The organism is Mesorhizobium sp. G2-6-1, assembly GCF_055809095.1.
Map to the genome: position 1 here is coordinate 3,217,933 of NZ_CM147896.1, position 14,196 is coordinate 3,232,128.

13 protein-coding genes and 2 pseudogenes are annotated in these 14,196 nt (G+C 56.4%); 11 read left to right on the top strand and 4 right to left on the bottom strand.

Annotated elements, in window-relative coordinates; translation table 11 throughout:
• Positions 1 to 35: 35 nt before the first annotated feature.
• From AC0L7S_RS15440 to hemB, 4 genes are all read right to left on the bottom strand, one after another.
• A complete protein-coding gene (locus AC0L7S_RS15440) occupies positions 36 to 410 on the bottom strand; it encodes a DUF423 domain-containing protein (RefSeq protein ID WP_473471831.1) in 375 nt (124 codons plus the stop codon).
• Complete coding sequence (locus AC0L7S_RS15445; RefSeq protein WP_473474322.1) at positions 397 to 1,686, bottom strand: multidrug efflux MFS transporter; 1,290 nt, start codon at positions 1,684 to 1,686, stop codon at positions 397 to 399. The genes AC0L7S_RS15440 and AC0L7S_RS15445 overlap by 14 nt, the downstream gene beginning before the upstream one ends.
• 19 nt (positions 1,687 to 1,705) lie before the next feature.
• The gene (locus tag AC0L7S_RS15450) at positions 1,706 to 2,755 is read right to left on the bottom strand and encodes an aldo/keto reductase (RefSeq protein ID WP_473471832.1); all 1,050 of its coding nucleotides are present in this window, start codon (positions 2,753 to 2,755) and stop codon (positions 1,706 to 1,708) included.
• A gap of 63 nt (positions 2,756 to 2,818) precedes the next feature.
• The gene (gene hemB, locus AC0L7S_RS15455) at positions 2,819 to 3,850 is read right to left on the bottom strand and encodes a porphobilinogen synthase (RefSeq protein ID WP_473471833.1); all 1,032 of its coding nucleotides are present in this window, start codon (positions 3,848 to 3,850) and stop codon (positions 2,819 to 2,821) included.
• A 233-nt stretch (positions 3,851 to 4,083) separates the two neighbouring features.
• Between hemB and AC0L7S_RS15460 the strand changes: the two genes are divergently transcribed.
• The 11 genes and pseudogenes from AC0L7S_RS15460 (at position 4,084) to AC0L7S_RS15510 (ending at position 14,127) form a co-directional block, all read left to right on the top strand.
• On the top strand, positions 4,084 to 5,127 hold the full coding sequence (locus AC0L7S_RS15460) for an enoyl-CoA hydratase/isomerase family protein (RefSeq protein ID WP_473471834.1): 1,044 nt from the start codon (positions 4,084 to 4,086) through the stop codon (positions 5,125 to 5,127).
• Positions 5,128 to 5,174: 47 nt separating this feature from the next.
• A complete protein-coding gene (locus tag AC0L7S_RS15465; RefSeq protein ID WP_473474323.1) occupies positions 5,175 to 5,543 on the top strand; it encodes a DUF6163 family protein in 369 nt (122 codons plus the stop codon).
• A gap of 242 nt (positions 5,544 to 5,785) precedes the next feature.
• Positions 5,786 to 6,301, top strand: coding sequence for a transcriptional regulator LdtR (ldtR, locus tag AC0L7S_RS15470; protein WP_473471835.1), 516 nt, complete (start codon positions 5,786 to 5,788; stop codon positions 6,299 to 6,301).
• Positions 6,302 to 6,661: 360 nt separating this feature from the next.
• Positions 6,662 to 7,916: pseudogene (locus tag AC0L7S_RS15475) on the top strand (L,D-transpeptidase family protein).
• Positions 7,917 to 8,117: 201 nt separating this feature from the next.
• The gene (gene glyA / locus AC0L7S_RS15480) at positions 8,118 to 9,431 is read left to right on the top strand and encodes a serine hydroxymethyltransferase (RefSeq protein WP_473471836.1); all 1,314 of its coding nucleotides are present in this window, start codon (positions 8,118 to 8,120) and stop codon (positions 9,429 to 9,431) included.
• A gap of 214 nt (positions 9,432 to 9,645) precedes the next feature.
• Positions 9,646 to 10,110, top strand: coding sequence for a transcriptional regulator NrdR (gene nrdR, locus AC0L7S_RS15485; protein WP_473474324.1), 465 nt, complete (start codon positions 9,646 to 9,648; stop codon positions 10,108 to 10,110).
• 3 nt (positions 10,111 to 10,113) lie between these two features.
• A complete protein-coding gene (gene ribD / locus AC0L7S_RS15490) occupies positions 10,114 to 11,238 on the top strand; it encodes a bifunctional diaminohydroxyphosphoribosylaminopyrimidine deaminase/5-amino-6-(5-phosphoribosylamino)uracil reductase RibD (protein WP_473474325.1) in 1,125 nt (374 codons plus the stop codon).
• Positions 11,238 to 11,855 (top strand): riboflavin synthase, encoded by a 618-nt coding sequence (locus AC0L7S_RS15495; protein ID WP_473471837.1) that lies wholly within the window; start codon positions 11,238 to 11,240, stop codon positions 11,853 to 11,855. The genes ribD and AC0L7S_RS15495 overlap by 1 nt, the downstream gene beginning before the upstream one ends.
• A 97-nt stretch (positions 11,856 to 11,952) precedes the next feature.
• Positions 11,953 to 12,411 carry a 6,7-dimethyl-8-ribityllumazine synthase gene (locus AC0L7S_RS15500; protein WP_473471838.1) on the top strand — a complete coding sequence of 153 codons (459 nt, stop codon included), beginning with the start codon at positions 11,953 to 11,955 and terminating at the stop codon, positions 12,409 to 12,411.
• Positions 12,408 to 12,917 (top strand): transcription antitermination factor NusB, encoded by a 510-nt coding sequence (nusB, locus tag AC0L7S_RS15505; protein ID WP_473471839.1) that lies wholly within the window; start codon positions 12,408 to 12,410, stop codon positions 12,915 to 12,917. Before AC0L7S_RS15500 ends, nusB begins: the two co-directional genes overlap by 4 nt.
• Positions 12,917 to 14,127: pseudogene (locus AC0L7S_RS15510) on the top strand (MFS transporter). Before nusB ends, AC0L7S_RS15510 begins: the two are co-directional and overlap by 1 nt.
• Positions 14,128 to 14,196: the final 69 nt, after the last annotated feature.

A 14,196-nucleotide genomic window follows, 5' to 3' on the forward strand; every position in this document is an offset into this window, starting at 1 on the left:
GTTGGCTGCTTTTCAAGATGCGGGCAAGTCTCGCATCATCTGTCTGAAGGATAGAAGGCAGCGAAAGCGATTGCGAGCCAACCGGTGATCAATAGCGTGCCGCCAATTGGTGCGGCCAGCGGAAACAGGCGCGAACCGAAAAAATCGCGTGCCAGCAAATCGCCGCTGAAGACGAGAAGCCCGACCAGTAATATCATGCAACCAATGCGCAGGATGCGGTTGGCGCGATATAAGCCGACGACGAGAAAGACCGGCGCATGCATCAAGAGAAATGACGCAGCCGTGCCAGTGAATGCGCCGCCATGGTGGGCCGCAGTAGCTGACAGCGCGACGCCGGATGCGCCGCAAAAACCACCAAAGAAAGTAAGGGCTCGATCTGCCCGGCGCCTGGATTTCTCATTTGCGTTCATGATTTTGCCCCATGTCAGCGTCTTTGCCGATGGTGTGTGGTGCCTGCAACATGGTGTTGTTGCGCCGCGACTGGATTGACCAATTATAGACGGCGCCGGACGCCATCAGAGCGCAAGTGCCAAGAAATACCGCACGCATGCCGTAGTGGCCGCCGACAAAACCGCCGAGCACCGGCCCTGCGACCTGTCCCACATATTGAGCGGATACCGCCATTCCAAGAACATTGCCTCCGATGTGATCAGGAACATTGTGGCGAATAACGCTGGTGATCGAGGGCAGGAGACCGCCAAGTGCCAGCCCCATCAAGAAGCGCAGCGCCACCAATTGCCAAGCCTGCGTGACGAATGCCTGCGGGATCAGGAGAAGGGCGGAAACAGCCAGGCCGGCGATGACGATATTCCAGTGCCCGACCCGGTCCGCCAGCTTTCCAAGGTATGAAGCCGAAAGAATGCTGCCAAGGGCTGCCGCAGACATGACGATGCCGGAGACAAGGGTAAGTCTGCTTTGGTCGTCAACGAGTTGTGCGACATAAACCGTTATGATCGGCTCAATCGACATATTGGCGAACATGAGCAGCATTCCGGTGAAAAGCATGGCGATAACGGGGCGTTTGTCGGGAATGGCGGCCCATGCGCCGTGCGACTTTTCCTTGGAGGATTTGGCCTTTCGCGGTTCTTCTCGAATGAAGAAGCTTGTCGCCAGAAACGCCACGAAGATGATGCCACCGGCAAGCAGGAAAGTCGCGCGGATGCCAATGAGGGGTGGCAAGGCACCACCAATCAGCGGGCCGACCAGATTTCCTGCCATGATGCCCGCCGATAGAGCGCCCAAAGCCCAGCCGGATCGTTCCCTGGGCGTTTGCATGGCGACGAGAATGGTTGAACCTGACGAATAGCCACCGGCAAAGCCGATCAGCAAGCGCAGCAACACCAGTTGCCACACGCTTTGCACCAACCCCATCAGCGACATGCAGACCGCCATGCCGAGGCTGGCGCGCACCAGCATCAGTTTGCGTCCAAAGCGATCTCCCAACCGGCCCCATAGAGGTGCAACCAATGCGGCGGCCAGAAAGGTGGCGCCATAGGCGATGCCCGACCATTGGACGATTGCGGCATGCCCTTGCGCGCCAAGTTCCTCAACGTAGATAGGGAGAAAGGGCAGCAATAATGTCATCGCCACGATGGTGGTGAATGAACCGGCAAAGCATACCGCAAGGTTGCGCCGCCAATGGATGTTGTACGCTGTTTCCTCTGCGGCGTGGGATGCGGACACGATGGTGCGGGCCTTGTTCTTGTCAGGCTGATCCGCTGGTACGGTCGAGAACGAGATCGGCCGCGCCAAAACTGCGCCGCGCTGTCGCCTGCTGATGCCAGTATGGATAAATCACTGGTGGCAAACTCACCGTGTTCAGCCGTTTTTTCTCGTCTTCGGAAAGGATGAGTTCGGCGGCGGCGATATTGTCCTTGAACTGTGCCTCATTGCGCGCGCCGATGACCAGCGATGTAACCGCTGGACGGCCAAGCAGCCAGGCGAGGGCGATCTGTGCTGCCGACACGCCGCGTTCCTTGCCGATCGCGTTCAGGACATCGACGATGCGCCACAGCCTGTCCTGATCGCGGATCGGCGGTTCATGCCAGCCGGATAGTTGGCGCGCGGTCTGCTGGTCGCGGCTGTACTTGCCAGATAACAGACCGCCCGCAAGAGGGCTCCAGACGAGAACACCAAGCCCCTGATCGACCGAGATCGGCAGCAATTCATACTCGGCTTCGCGTGCTTCCAGCGTATAGTGGATCTGTTGAGTGACGAAACGGGGCGCGTTGTTGCGGTCGCTGATGGCGAGCGCCTTCATCATGTGCCAGCCAGAAAAGTTGGAACAGCCGATGTAGCGGATCTTTCCTTGCTGAACCAAAGTTTCGAGTGCGGCGAGCGTTTCATCAAGTGGTGTCGTGCCATCCCATTCATGAAGGAAATAGATGTCGATGACGTCGGTCTTCAGGCGCTTCAGGCTTTTCTCGCATTCGCGTATGAGGTGGTAGCGTGACGAGCCTTCGTCATTTGGTCCGCTCCCGATTTTCAGACGCGCCTTCGAGGCGATCAGCATGTCGCCCCTGGGTCTTTTAGTGAACACTTCACCGATGATTTCTTCCGACAGGCCATTGGAATAGACATTGGCGGTGTCAATCAGATTGACGCCGGCATCCGCGCACATATCAATCAGGCGGCGCGCCTCTGTGACATCGGTCTTGCCGACTGCGGAAAATTTTCCTGCTCCGCCAAATGTCATCGTGCCCATGGTAAGCGTTGAGACTTTCAGGCCCGAACGACCGAGATAACGATATTCCATGTTCGTTCTTTCCAAGAAATGCAGGGCTGCGCGAGAGAGATGGTGACGCGCGTGGCGCTCAGCTCATCCTTTGAGAATTTTCGCGACGGCTGGTGCGAAATAGGTCAAAATGCCATCGCAACCGGCGCGTTTGAGCGCAAGCAGTGATTCCATCATCGCCCGCTCGCCATCGATCCAGCCATTGGCGCTGGCCGCCTTGATCATCGAATATTCGCCCGACACCTGATAGGCGAAGGTCGGCATGGCGAATTCGTCCTTCACGCGACGGATAATATCCAGATAGGGCAGGCCGGGTTTGACCATGATCATGTCGGCGCCTTCATGGATATCCTGCTCGGCCTCGCGGATCGCTTCATCGGAATTGGCGTTGTCGATGTAATAGGTCTTCTTGTCCCCCTTGAGGAGGCCGGAGGTTCCAATGGCATCCCGATACGGACCATAAAAGGCTGAATCGAACTTGGTTGCGTAGGACATGATGGCGACGTCGTGAAACCCGTTGGCGTCGAGGGCCTCGCGTATAGCGCCGATACGCCCGTCCATCATGTCCGATGGTGCGATGACGTCAGAACCAGCGGCGGCCTGCAATACGGCGGCGGCGGCAATCTGCGCAACAGTTTCATCGTTGACGATAATGCCATCGCGCAAAATGCCATCATGGCCGTGACTGGTGAAGGGATCGAGTGCCGCGTCGGTGATGATGCCGATTTCAGGCACGGCTGCCTTGATCGCACGGGTGGTGCGGTTGACGATGTTGTCAGGGTCGAGGATTTGCGAACCGGTCTGGTCTCGCAACTGCAAATCCACATTGGGAAAGGTGGCAATGGCCGGTATTCCCAATTTCGCTGCCTGCTCGGCTTCTTTCACGGCCTGATCGATGGAGAGGCGGAAAACACCCGGCATGGCATCGACGGGTTGGCGAATATCCTTGCCCTCGACGATAAATATCGGCCAGATCAGATCATTGACGCTCAGATGATTTTCGCGAACAAGGCGGCGCGACCAAGGTGCCTTGCGCATTCTTCGCAGGCGGCGCGATCCGGTGATTTCATCGACGCTGCGCTGGCCTGCCAGTCTGGCAGGTGTGAATTTGTTCATGGGAAAGCTCCGCGATTTCGCGTCTTTCTAGCATGCGATTTTGCCTGATACCAATGCGACATGGTTGTGCCAGCCGCGCATCGTGTGAGTGTATCGAGGCAGATTCTGGGCAGCTTGCATGGATGGTGTAAAAGCAGCGCGGCCGTGGCGCAAGCGATGGGCCTGCATTGACGCGCCTATATGCAACGCTTTAGCACATTGATGCCGGTAGTGTTTGCAGGGATTCTTTGGATATGGATTTTGGTGGTGGCGATGAAATCCGTTTTGAGCGGCGAGGCCGGACGGGCGTTGCAACGCTGACCCGGCCACAAGCTCTCAATGCGGTGAGCCACAAGATGGTCAAGGCGCTTTCCAGGGCGCTGACCGCCTGGGATGGGGATGATGAGATTGCCGCTATCCTGATCATGGGGGAGGGGCGGGCATTCTCTGCAGGCGGTGACATCTTGCAGGTTTATCATGCCGGTAAGGCGGGTGAGCCGTTCGTCGAGTTCTTTGCTGATGAATACAGGCTCAATGCCCAGATCGCGCGGCTTAACAAGCCCTATGTCGCATTGATCGACGGTATCGTCATGGGCGGCGGCTTTGGCGTGTCATTCCACGGTTCGCACCGCGTCCTGACCGAGAATGCAACATTTGCCATGCCTGAGGTTGGCATCGGTTTTTTTCCGGATGTCGGCGGCAGTTATATCCTGCCGCGTCTAGACAATGGTTTTGGCCTCTATCTCGCCTTGACGGGCAACCGGATCAGATATGGCGATGCTCTGGCCACCAGTCTTGCAACACATACCATCAAGGCGGCGGATCAAGTGGGCTTCATCGAAGCGTTCATAAAAAGCGGTGAGCCGGAAGCCGCTCTTGGTCAGTTCAGCACCCCAGCCGCGCCTGAGAGCGATCAACAGAAAATGGCATTGATTGCGCGTCATTTCACGCGGCCTTCTCTCAAGGCCGTTATTCGAAGCCTCGAAGAAGACGCGCCAGATGATGAATTTGCACAAAAGACGTTGGCCACCATCACCAGCCGTTCTCCAACAAGCCTGAAAGTGACATGGCGGCAAATCAATGCGGGCCTGGAGTTTTCCATGGATGAATGCATGAAGATGGAATTTCGCATTCTCAACCGGATGCTGGTCGGCCATGATTTTTACGAAGGCATCCGTGCCGCACTGATTGACAAAGGCTCGACGCCGATGTGGTCACCCTCTGACCTTGATGACGTCGACGCTACTGTGGTGGACGCCTATTTCGCACCGCTTGGCGACGGAGAATTGATCCTGTGAACGAGACATCGAGGCAGGTTGTTCTCCAACCTACGTTGGTTGAGATCATGTTCGTCTGGTTCATGCGCATCGTTGCCAGCTATTGCCTGTTGTTCGGCGTGCTCTACTGGATCAGGTTGATAGGCTATTATCCGGGGCCGTTGTTTCGCTTCGATCTGATGCCGATACACTGGCAGGTGGCAGCGACCTCATTGGCGGTGCTGTTTCCTTTTGCTGCGGCGGGGCTTTGGATGCTGGCCTCGTGGGGGCCGGTTATCTGGTTTATTTGTGCGGCAACCGAAGTCGTGATGTTTACCGGCCTATCGCAGATGTTCGGCCACCGTTGGCTTATCGTGGCCGCTCACGGTGCGGTTGCTGTGCTCTACATCATATTCAGAGTGCTGATCCATTTTCAGAAGCGACAAGCTCAACAGTAATTTCAAAGCCTTCCTCACGTCGGAGAAGAACATCCTTGCCTGTCATGCGCTTCGGTTCGCTATTTCTTTAGGTTAATTTTCGGCGTTTGCGTGACATTTCATTAAGCCTCTTTCCAAGACTGTTACCAGTAAGCTCTTGTTAGCCTTGGCGTTTAAGTCGAATTTTATGAGTATTCGATAGTGTCGGGCCCAAGGTGAGAGAAACAAAAAAATCACCGGGCGACAAACGAGAGGCAAAGACAATGATCAATTCACGTCCGGCGGCGAAGCCCGCAAACGTATCTGAGGATCGAAACGAGGCGATCCGTTCGCTATACATGGAATCGCTCCAGCTTGTTGAGCGGCTGCACCGCCGCCTTCTTGATGTCATCAAGGATGAATTCGACCGCAATGGCCGTTCTGACATCAATGCTATCCAGGCGTTGCTGCTCTTTAACATCGGCAATGCAGAACTGACGGCAGGCGAACTGCGCTCGCGTGGCTATTATCTCGGATCCAACGTTTCCTACAATCTCAAGAAGCTGGTCGATCTTGGTTTCATCAATCATCAGCGTTCGCGCATAGACCGCCGCTCGGTTCGCGTCAGCCTGACCGAGAAGGGCAATGAGGTCGCGGAAGTGGTTGCGGGCCTTTATGACCGCCATGTCGGTTCGATCGAGCATGTCGGCGGCATCAATACAGACGAATTCAAGCAGATGAACCGGGCTTTGCAGCGCCTCGATCGCTTCTGGAACGATACCATCGCATATCGGATGTAAGCAAAGTCGAGCGCGCCATTAGCAGCGCAGCCTGAAACTCCAGTCGCGGGTCGGTGCCGGAATGGCGCTGGCCCGCTTTTTTATCGCGCGATCACGCTGTTGAACCAACCAGCGCCACGTTGCCGCCATATTGGGATGGGAACGAGACGATGAATATTGCCGTTTCTTGATCTACACAGCGCGCCTTTCCAGCCTGTTTCAATTGGAACCTGAGGGTGCCTCGGTCGTTATTGAGACGATCTGACGACGCTATGGTTGGCGAGTTGTTAAGATTGGCAATTCTAGAGTGCAGGCCTAGAGTGCGGAACCTGGTCTGATGGCAAGCAGCTTGCGTTGATTGAAAACAAGTCTGGAACACCGATGAAAACGAACCGCCGTATCTTTTTGTCCGGAGCTTCCGCGCTAGCAGCGTCGGTTGTCGCGGGTGGTGCGAGTGCGCAAAGCGTGATTGACGACATTTTGAAGTCATCGCGCCGCGGAAATTGGGACGACACATTCGATGCGCGCACCAGCGACCGGGGAAAAGTAGCTTCGACGCTGCCAATATTCAGCGCCCAGACGATTTCTTTTACCGAACTGGCGATCACGCAATATCAGAACATCGTCGGGCGCGGCGGTTGGCAACGCGTTCCCAACACCAAGAAGCTGAAGCTTGGCGTTATTGACGCCGACGTGCTGCCATTGCGCAGGCGCTTGATGGTGTCTGGCGATCTCCCGCAAAATGCCGGCCTGTCGGAATCGTTCGATTCCTATGTGGACGCTGCGGTCAAACGCTTTCAGGCCCGTCATGGTTTGCCCGAAGACGGGGTGCTGGGCAAATATTCCTACGCAGCAATGAATGTTGGCGCCGATGTGCGTCTTGGTCAACTTCAGACGAATTTGGGCAGGCTGCGCGAAAGAGTAGGAACCCTTGGCGATCGCTATGTGCTGGTCAATATTCCGGCTGCACAGGTCGAGGCTGTCGAGAATGGTCGTGTCGTGCTGCGCCATACGGCAATCGTTGGCAAGGTCGACCGGCAGACGCCGATCGTCAATTCCAAGATCAACGAGATTATCGTCAATCCGTACTGGACTTCGCCGGCCTCGATCGTGCGCAAGGACATTATCCCCTTGATGCGCAAGGACCCCAATTATCTCAAGGATAGCCATATCCGCCTCTTTGCCCCCGATGGCAGCGAAGTTGACCCGATGACCGTCGATTGGTCGACGGATGATGCCGAGAAATACCGCTTCAGGCAGGACCCCGGTGCTGGCAATGCGATGGCTTCGGTCAAGATCAATTTCCCGAGCCCGGACGGCGTCTACATGCACGACACGCCGCAGCAAAGCCTGTTCAACAAGCTCATGCGTTTCGATCTCGTCAGGGTGTGTACGGGTTCAAAATGTTCGTGACCTCGTGACCTGGATTTTGCGTGATACGCCGGGCTGGAGCCGCCAGAATTTCGAAGCTGCTATCAAGACCGGCGAGAGCCAGCCTGTTGCGGTGACAAACCCTGTGCCTGTCCATTTCCTCTATGTCAGTGCATGGTCGACGGGTGACCGTGTCGTCCAGTTCAGAGACGATATTTATGGCTGGGATGGTGTTGATGAATTGCAGATGACGTCGTCGCTTTAATTTGCCTGCACATTTCTTGAAAAGCCGCCTGCGAGGCGGCTTTTTGCGTTTCGATAGTCTCCAGGGCGCAAAACCACTGCGTAGTTTCCTGGAATTGCCGCGTGACGCAATCGGAGCAGCAAATTTCGCGGGGCAAACATGGCGAGTGTCTATCAAGTGTGCTAATGCGCCCAGACCTCCGGACGCAGGGAAAAATAAGCCATGGCATTACAATCCACCGCTTCGACTTCGCTCGAATCTTTCTTTGAAACGACGCTTGCAGATGCCGATCCGGAAATTTTCGGATCGATCCGCAATGAACTTGGACGTCAACGTCATGAGATCGAGCTGATTGCCTCGGAAAATATCGTTTCTCGCGCCGTACTGGAGGCACAAGGGTCGATCATGACCAACAAATATGCCGAAGGCTATCCGGGCAAACGCTATTATGGCGGCTGTCAGTTCGTCGATGTCGCCGAGGAACTGGCCATCGAACGCGCCAAGAAGCTGTTTGACTGCAATTTTGCCAATGTGCAGCCGAATTCCGGTAGCCAGATGAACCAGGCTGTGTTTCTTGCATTGCTGCAACCGGGCGACACGTTCATGGGGCTGGACCTCAATTCAGGTGGACATCTGACGCATGGTTCTCCTGTCAATATGAGCGGCAAGTGGTTCAAAGTCGTCTCATACGGTGTGCGCCAGGATGATCATCTGCTGGACATGGATGAGATCGAGAGACAGGCGCATGAGCACAAGCCGAAATTGATCCTTGCCGGCGGCACGGCCTATTCGCGGGTTTGGGACTGGAAGCGTTTTCGCGAGATTGCTGATGCGGTTGGCGCCTATCTGATGGTCGATATGGCGCATATTGCCGGGCTCGTTGCCGGTGGTGTGCATCCTTCGCCATTGCCGCATGCTCATGTGGTGACAACGACGACGCATAAATCGTTGCGCGGCCCGCGCGGCGGCATGATCCTCACCAATGACGAAGACATTGCCAAGAAGATGAATTCGGCGGTTTTCCCCGGTTTACAAGGCGGACCACTGATGCACGTCATTGCGGCCAAGGCGGTGGCATTCGGCGAAGCATTGAAGCCGGACTTCAAACTCTATGCGCAAAACGTTGCGGCAAATGCCAAGGCGCTTGCTGCCAGTTTGAAGGAGACGGGTCTCGATATCGTTTCGGGCGGAACCGACAATCATTTGATGTTGGTCGATCTGCGTCCCAAGAATGCGACGGGCAAGCGGGCGGAGGCGGCTCTTGGCCGTGCCAATGTGACCTGCAACAAGAATGGTATCCCGTTCGATCCGGAGAAGCCTTTCGTAACATCCGGTGTGCGTCTTGGTACACCGGCAGGAACGACGCGCGGCTTCGGGCAGGCCGAATTTCACGAGATTGGCCAGTTGATTGCCGAAGTTCTCGACGGTTTGAAAGTTGCCAATTCCGATGAAGGCAATGGTGCCGTTGAAGCGGAAGTGAAGAAGAAGGTCGTGGCGTTGACCGAACGCTTCCCGCTCTACCCCTATCTGGGGTAACGAACGTATCTAAATCTTCTCGGGCTTCGCTATCCGTTGACGGCGGAGCCTGAATAAATTGAGTCATGAAATCTCACCAAGCATTTGATTTAGAACAAGAATACGCGGAAAAGAAGCTTCTGTTTCCCCTTATCTCTCTTTAGGGGCGCTTTGCCTGTGCAGCAAAAGGCTCTAAGCCTTTTTCTCCAAGAGAATCGTGCCGCAAAGGTTGCCAATGCGCTGTCCCTATTGCCAGTCTGAAGACACACAAGTGAAGGATTCACGTCCCGCAGAAGACGGGGCTGCAATCCGCAGACGTCGCGTCTGCCCGGATTGTGGCGGTCGTTTCACGACCTTCGAGCGCGTGCAATTGCGCGATCTGGTGGTGGTCAAGAAAACCGGGCGTAAAGTGCCGTTCGACCGCGACAAGCTGCTGCGCTCGGTCGAGATTGCGGTGCGCAAGCGCAATGTCGACCCTGAGCGCATTGACCGAGCGGTAACCGGCATTGTGCGCCAGCTTGAAAGCTCAGGCGAAACTGAAGTGGTCTCCGGTGAGGTCGGGCGATTGGTCATGGAGGCGCTGAAGTCGCTGGATGACGTCGCCTATGTGCGTTTTGCGTCGGTTTACCGCAATTTCCGTGAAGCCAAGGATTTCCATGAGGTTCTTGGCGAGTTGAAGGGCGATGAGGACGCTGGTTAGGTGATGACGGGGCGCGCCAAAGCCTCTCAGGATTTGTTGGACCGTCGCTATATGGCTGCGGCGCTCAGGCTTTCACGGCGCAATGCGGGGCGCACGTCAACCAATCCTTCGGTGGGCACAATTATCGTGCGCGATGATGGTGCTGGTCCGATGATTGTCGGCACTGGCGTTACCGCGATTGGCGGGCGCCCGCATGCCGAAGCCGAAGCCCTGTCCCAAGCTGGCGATCTGGCGCGGGGGGCGAGCGCATATGTGACGCTGGAACCGTGCGCCCATCATGGCCGCACGCCGCCTTGCGCCACTGCTCTGGTCAATTCCGGTGTTCGGCGCGTGGTTGGGGCGGCCAGCGACCCTGATCCACGCGTGTCCGGCAAGGGTTACGCGATACTGCGCGAGGCGGGGATCGAGGTGGTCGAGAAGGTGATGGCCGCAGAAGCTTCCGATCTGATGGCCGGATATCTCATGCGATCATTGAAGAAACGGCCTGAAGTGACACTCAAGCTTGCGCTTTCGCGTGACGGGAAAATTGGCGTGAAAGACGGTGGCCAGATTTCCATTACCGGTGAGATTGCCAGGCGTGAGGTGCATATGATGCGCGTTGAAACCGATGCGATTTTGATCGGGATTGGTACGGCACTGGAAGACGATCCGGCCTTGACGGTGCGTTTGCCGGGGCTGGAAAACCGTTCGCCGGCCCGCATTGTTCTCGACCGGGAAATGCGGCTGCCGGAAACGTCGAAACTGGTAGCCGGTGCTGATCGTGTGCCGCTTTATCTGGCCATCAGTCAGGCGGCTGATCAAGATGCGCGGGGCGCACTCGAACGCCGGGGTGTTCGTTTTCTTGGAACCGACACACATCGCGAGCGCATTGCGCTGCCGGAATTGCTGGAAGATCTTGCAGCACTTGGCATGGCGAGCGTGCTGGTTGAAGGTGGTGCCAGCGTTGCCAGGGCTTTTCTGGAGGATGAACTGGTCGATCGTATCGTCCTGTTCCAGGGAACGGGTGAGATTGGTGAAAACGGGATTGCGGCACCCATAGATGCCACGCGTATCCCGGCGGGTTTTCGGAAAGTGCGCAGCATGCGCTTCGACGATGACAGCTATGACGAGTGGGTGAGGAATATCTGATGTTTACGGGTATCGTTTCCGATGTCGGAACTGTCGATGCGATCAAGCCGCTGAAGGAAGGGGTCGGTCTGCGCATCGTTACGCGCTATGACCTTGCAACAATTGCGATTGGCGCGTCGATTTCATGCAGCGGTGTGTGCCTGACTGTTACCGGCTTGCCTGATACGGATTCAGATGAAGGCTGGTTCGAGGTTGAGGCCTGGGAAGAAGCGCTGCGACTGACAACAGCGGCGAAGTGGGGTACTGGAACGCATATCAACCTTGAACGGGCTTTGAAGGTTGGAGATGAGCTTGGCGGCCACATTGTTTCCGGTCATGTCGATGGAATGGCGATGGTTGTCGGGCGCAAAGATGAAGGTGACGCGGTTCGCTTCACGCTGGAGGCTCCACGCGAACTTGCGAAATTCATCGCGCCAAAAGGTTCTGTTGCCCTGGATGGCACATCGTTGACGGTTAACAAGGTCGACGGCACGCAGTTCGACGTTCTTTTGATCCATCATTCGCTCAGTGTTACGACATGGGGCGAGCGAGAAATTGGCAATCAGGTCAATCTCGAGATCGACACGATGGCGCGCTACGCAGCCAGGCTGGTTGAGGCGTCAAACCAGCGCCTTTGAGGCGAACTTGCAAAATTGAACCGTTCACCGGGTCACAACGCTTGCGGTTGGCTCCGCTTCGGCCTAATTGACCGGCTTCTCCGGAGACGCAAGACATATGGCCAAAGACAAGAAACCGAAGCTTCTGATTATCGAAGCGCGCTTTTACGATGATCTGGCCGATGCGTTGCTGGACGGTGCAAAGTCTGCACTCGATGCGGCCGGTGCAAAATACGACGTTGTGACAGTACCCGGCGCGCTTGAAATTCCGGCGGTTATCTCCTTTGCGCTTGATGGGGAAGCAGACGATGGCAAAGCTTATGATGGCTATGTCGCGCTTGGAACGGTGATCCGCGGCGAGACGCATCATTTCGACATCGTTGCCAATGAGTCGGCACGTGCGCTGATGGATCTTTCGGTGCAGGAATCACTTTGCATTGGCAACGGCATCATCACGACCGAAAATGACGAACAGGCCTGGGTGCGGGCAAAGCGGACAGAAGGTGACAAGGGTGGCTTTGCGGCGCGCGCTGCACTCACCATGATTGCGCTTCAAAAGAAACTTGGAACCAGATGAGCGTGACACAATCTTCAGATAACACCCAGCCGCCGGTTCGACTGGCCAACAAGCGTGGCGCCGCGCGTTTGGCGGCTGTGCAGGCGCTTTACCAGATGGACGTGGCTGGCAGCGGTCTACTGGAAATTACCGCGGAGTATGAATCGTTTCGCCTTGGCAAGGAAGTTGACGGCGCGCTCTATCGTGAGGCTGATGCGCAATGGTTTCGCGCCATATTGGCTGGCGTGGTGGAGGGGCAGAAAAACCTCGATCCGATCATCCGCCAGTCGTTGACCGAGGATTGGCCGCTTTCGCGTCTTGATTCTACGCTGCGCGCAATTTTGCGGGCAGGGACGTATGAACTGATGCAACTTGAACAGGTTCCCGTAGCGGTGATTGTGTCGGAATATGTCGACATTGCCAAAGCGTTTTATGCTGACGATGAACCAAAGCTCGTCAATGCGGTTCTGGACCGCGTGTCGCGCCGCGTACGCGGTGAAGGAAAAGGCAAGGGCGGAGGTATTTGATGACAACCGCCCATGTGAACGTTGAGCGTCAGGCACGGCGCACGGCGATCATCCTGGCCGCTGCGCAAGCTGTAGTCGGCTCGGCGGGGCCGATATGCTTTGCGCTTGGTGCGCTGGCCGGGCATTACATGCTGGATGCCGACAAATCCCTGGCGACCGCGCCGCTCACCGGATTTAATCTCGGCGTTGCCTTGGGCGCATTGCCGGCGGCGGCGATCATTCGCAGACTTGGCCAACGCGACGGTTTCATGACGGGGACCGGAATCACGGCGCTGGGCGCGCTGGTTGCCACAATCGCTCTTTTCCAGTCCAGTTTCTGGCTATTTGCCTTTGGATTGCTTCTGGTTGGGGTCGGCGGGGCTTTTGTCCAACAGTTCCGTTTTGCGGCGGCAGATAATGCGCCACCTGAATTCAAGGCGCGCGCGATTTCCTTCGTGTTGGCGGGCGGTATCGTCACTGCGGTGCTTGGGCCGCAAGTGGTCATCTTTACCAAAGACCTTCTGGCTCCGGTCATGTTTGCCGGGGCATTTGCAGCACTTATCGTGCTGGCGGCAATCGGTGCCATTATCCTTTTCTTCCTGCCTGCAAAGGCACCTGTGAAAGACCAGCAGGTGATTGTTGCGAGCGGGCGGCCCCTCATCGAAATCGTTACGCAGCCACGCTATGCCATTGCATTGCTTTGCGCGTCCGGCTCCTACGCGATGATGACATTTGTCATGACAGGCGCGCCACTTGCCATGGTGGGCTGTGGTTTCACCTCGGATGAGGCGACGCTCGGCATTTCATGGCATGTGATGGCGATGTTCGGGCCAAGCTTTTTACCGGCAGGTTGATCTATCGTTTTGGTGCGCCGGTGATCGTCGCCACCGGTTTTGTCCTGTTGATCATCTGCGGTCTCGTCGCGCTTTCGGGGATTGAATTGTGGCAGTTCTGGTCGGCGCTGATCCTGCTTGGCCTCGGCTGGAATTTCGGCTTCATCGGCGCAACCGCTATCGTCTCGGAATCCTACCAGCCTGAAGAAAAAGGCAAGGCACAAGGCTTCCACGATTTCGTCCTGTTTTCGAGCGTTGCCTTTGCTTCGCTGATGTCGGGCGCGGTTTACAACGCCTGGGGATGGAACATGCTGGCCTGGATCGTTTTACCCGTTGCCGTGGCCTGCCTTGTCCTGCTGGGGATGCTTCAGTTGACGGAGCGGCGCCAAGCTGCCTGACATATAGCTGGCGGGAATCGCTCAATGTGGCGAGGCGGCCTTCTCGATATAATCGGCAGGCAAAACGAT

Bases quoted from the DNA above. Each gene is read 5' to 3' on its own strand.
- hemB (WP_473471833.1), bottom strand. From the start codon at position 3,850: ATGAACAAATTCACACCTGCCAGACTGGCAGGCCAGCGCAGCGTCGAT.
- ribD (WP_473474325.1), top strand. From the start codon at position 10,114: ATGACGGGGCGCGCCAAAGCCTCTCAGGATTTGTTGGACCGTCGCTAT.
- nusB (WP_473471839.1), top strand. From the start codon at position 12,408: ATGAGCGTGACACAATCTTCAGATAACACCCAGCCGCCGGTTCGACTG.
- nrdR (WP_473474324.1), top strand. From the start codon at position 9,646: ATGCGCTGTCCCTATTGCCAGTCTGAAGACACACAAGTGAAGGATTCA.
- AC0L7S_RS15440 (WP_473471831.1), bottom strand. From the start codon at position 410: ATGAACGCAAATGAGAAATCCAGGCGCCGGGCAGATCGAGCCCTTACT.
- AC0L7S_RS15450 (WP_473471832.1), bottom strand. From the start codon at position 2,755: ATGGAATATCGTTATCTCGGTCGTTCGGGCCTGAAAGTCTCAACGCTT.
- glyA (WP_473471836.1), top strand. From the start codon at position 8,118: ATGGCATTACAATCCACCGCTTCGACTTCGCTCGAATCTTTCTTTGAA.
- AC0L7S_RS15500 (WP_473471838.1), top strand. From the start codon at position 11,953: ATGGCCAAAGACAAGAAACCGAAGCTTCTGATTATCGAAGCGCGCTTT.
- AC0L7S_RS15465 (WP_473474323.1), top strand. From the start codon at position 5,175: ATGTTCGTCTGGTTCATGCGCATCGTTGCCAGCTATTGCCTGTTGTTC.
- AC0L7S_RS15460 (WP_473471834.1), top strand. From the start codon at position 4,084: ATGGATTTTGGTGGTGGCGATGAAATCCGTTTTGAGCGGCGAGGCCGG.
- ldtR (WP_473471835.1), top strand. From the start codon at position 5,786: ATGATCAATTCACGTCCGGCGGCGAAGCCCGCAAACGTATCTGAGGAT.
- AC0L7S_RS15495 (WP_473471837.1), top strand. From the start codon at position 11,238: ATGTTTACGGGTATCGTTTCCGATGTCGGAACTGTCGATGCGATCAAG.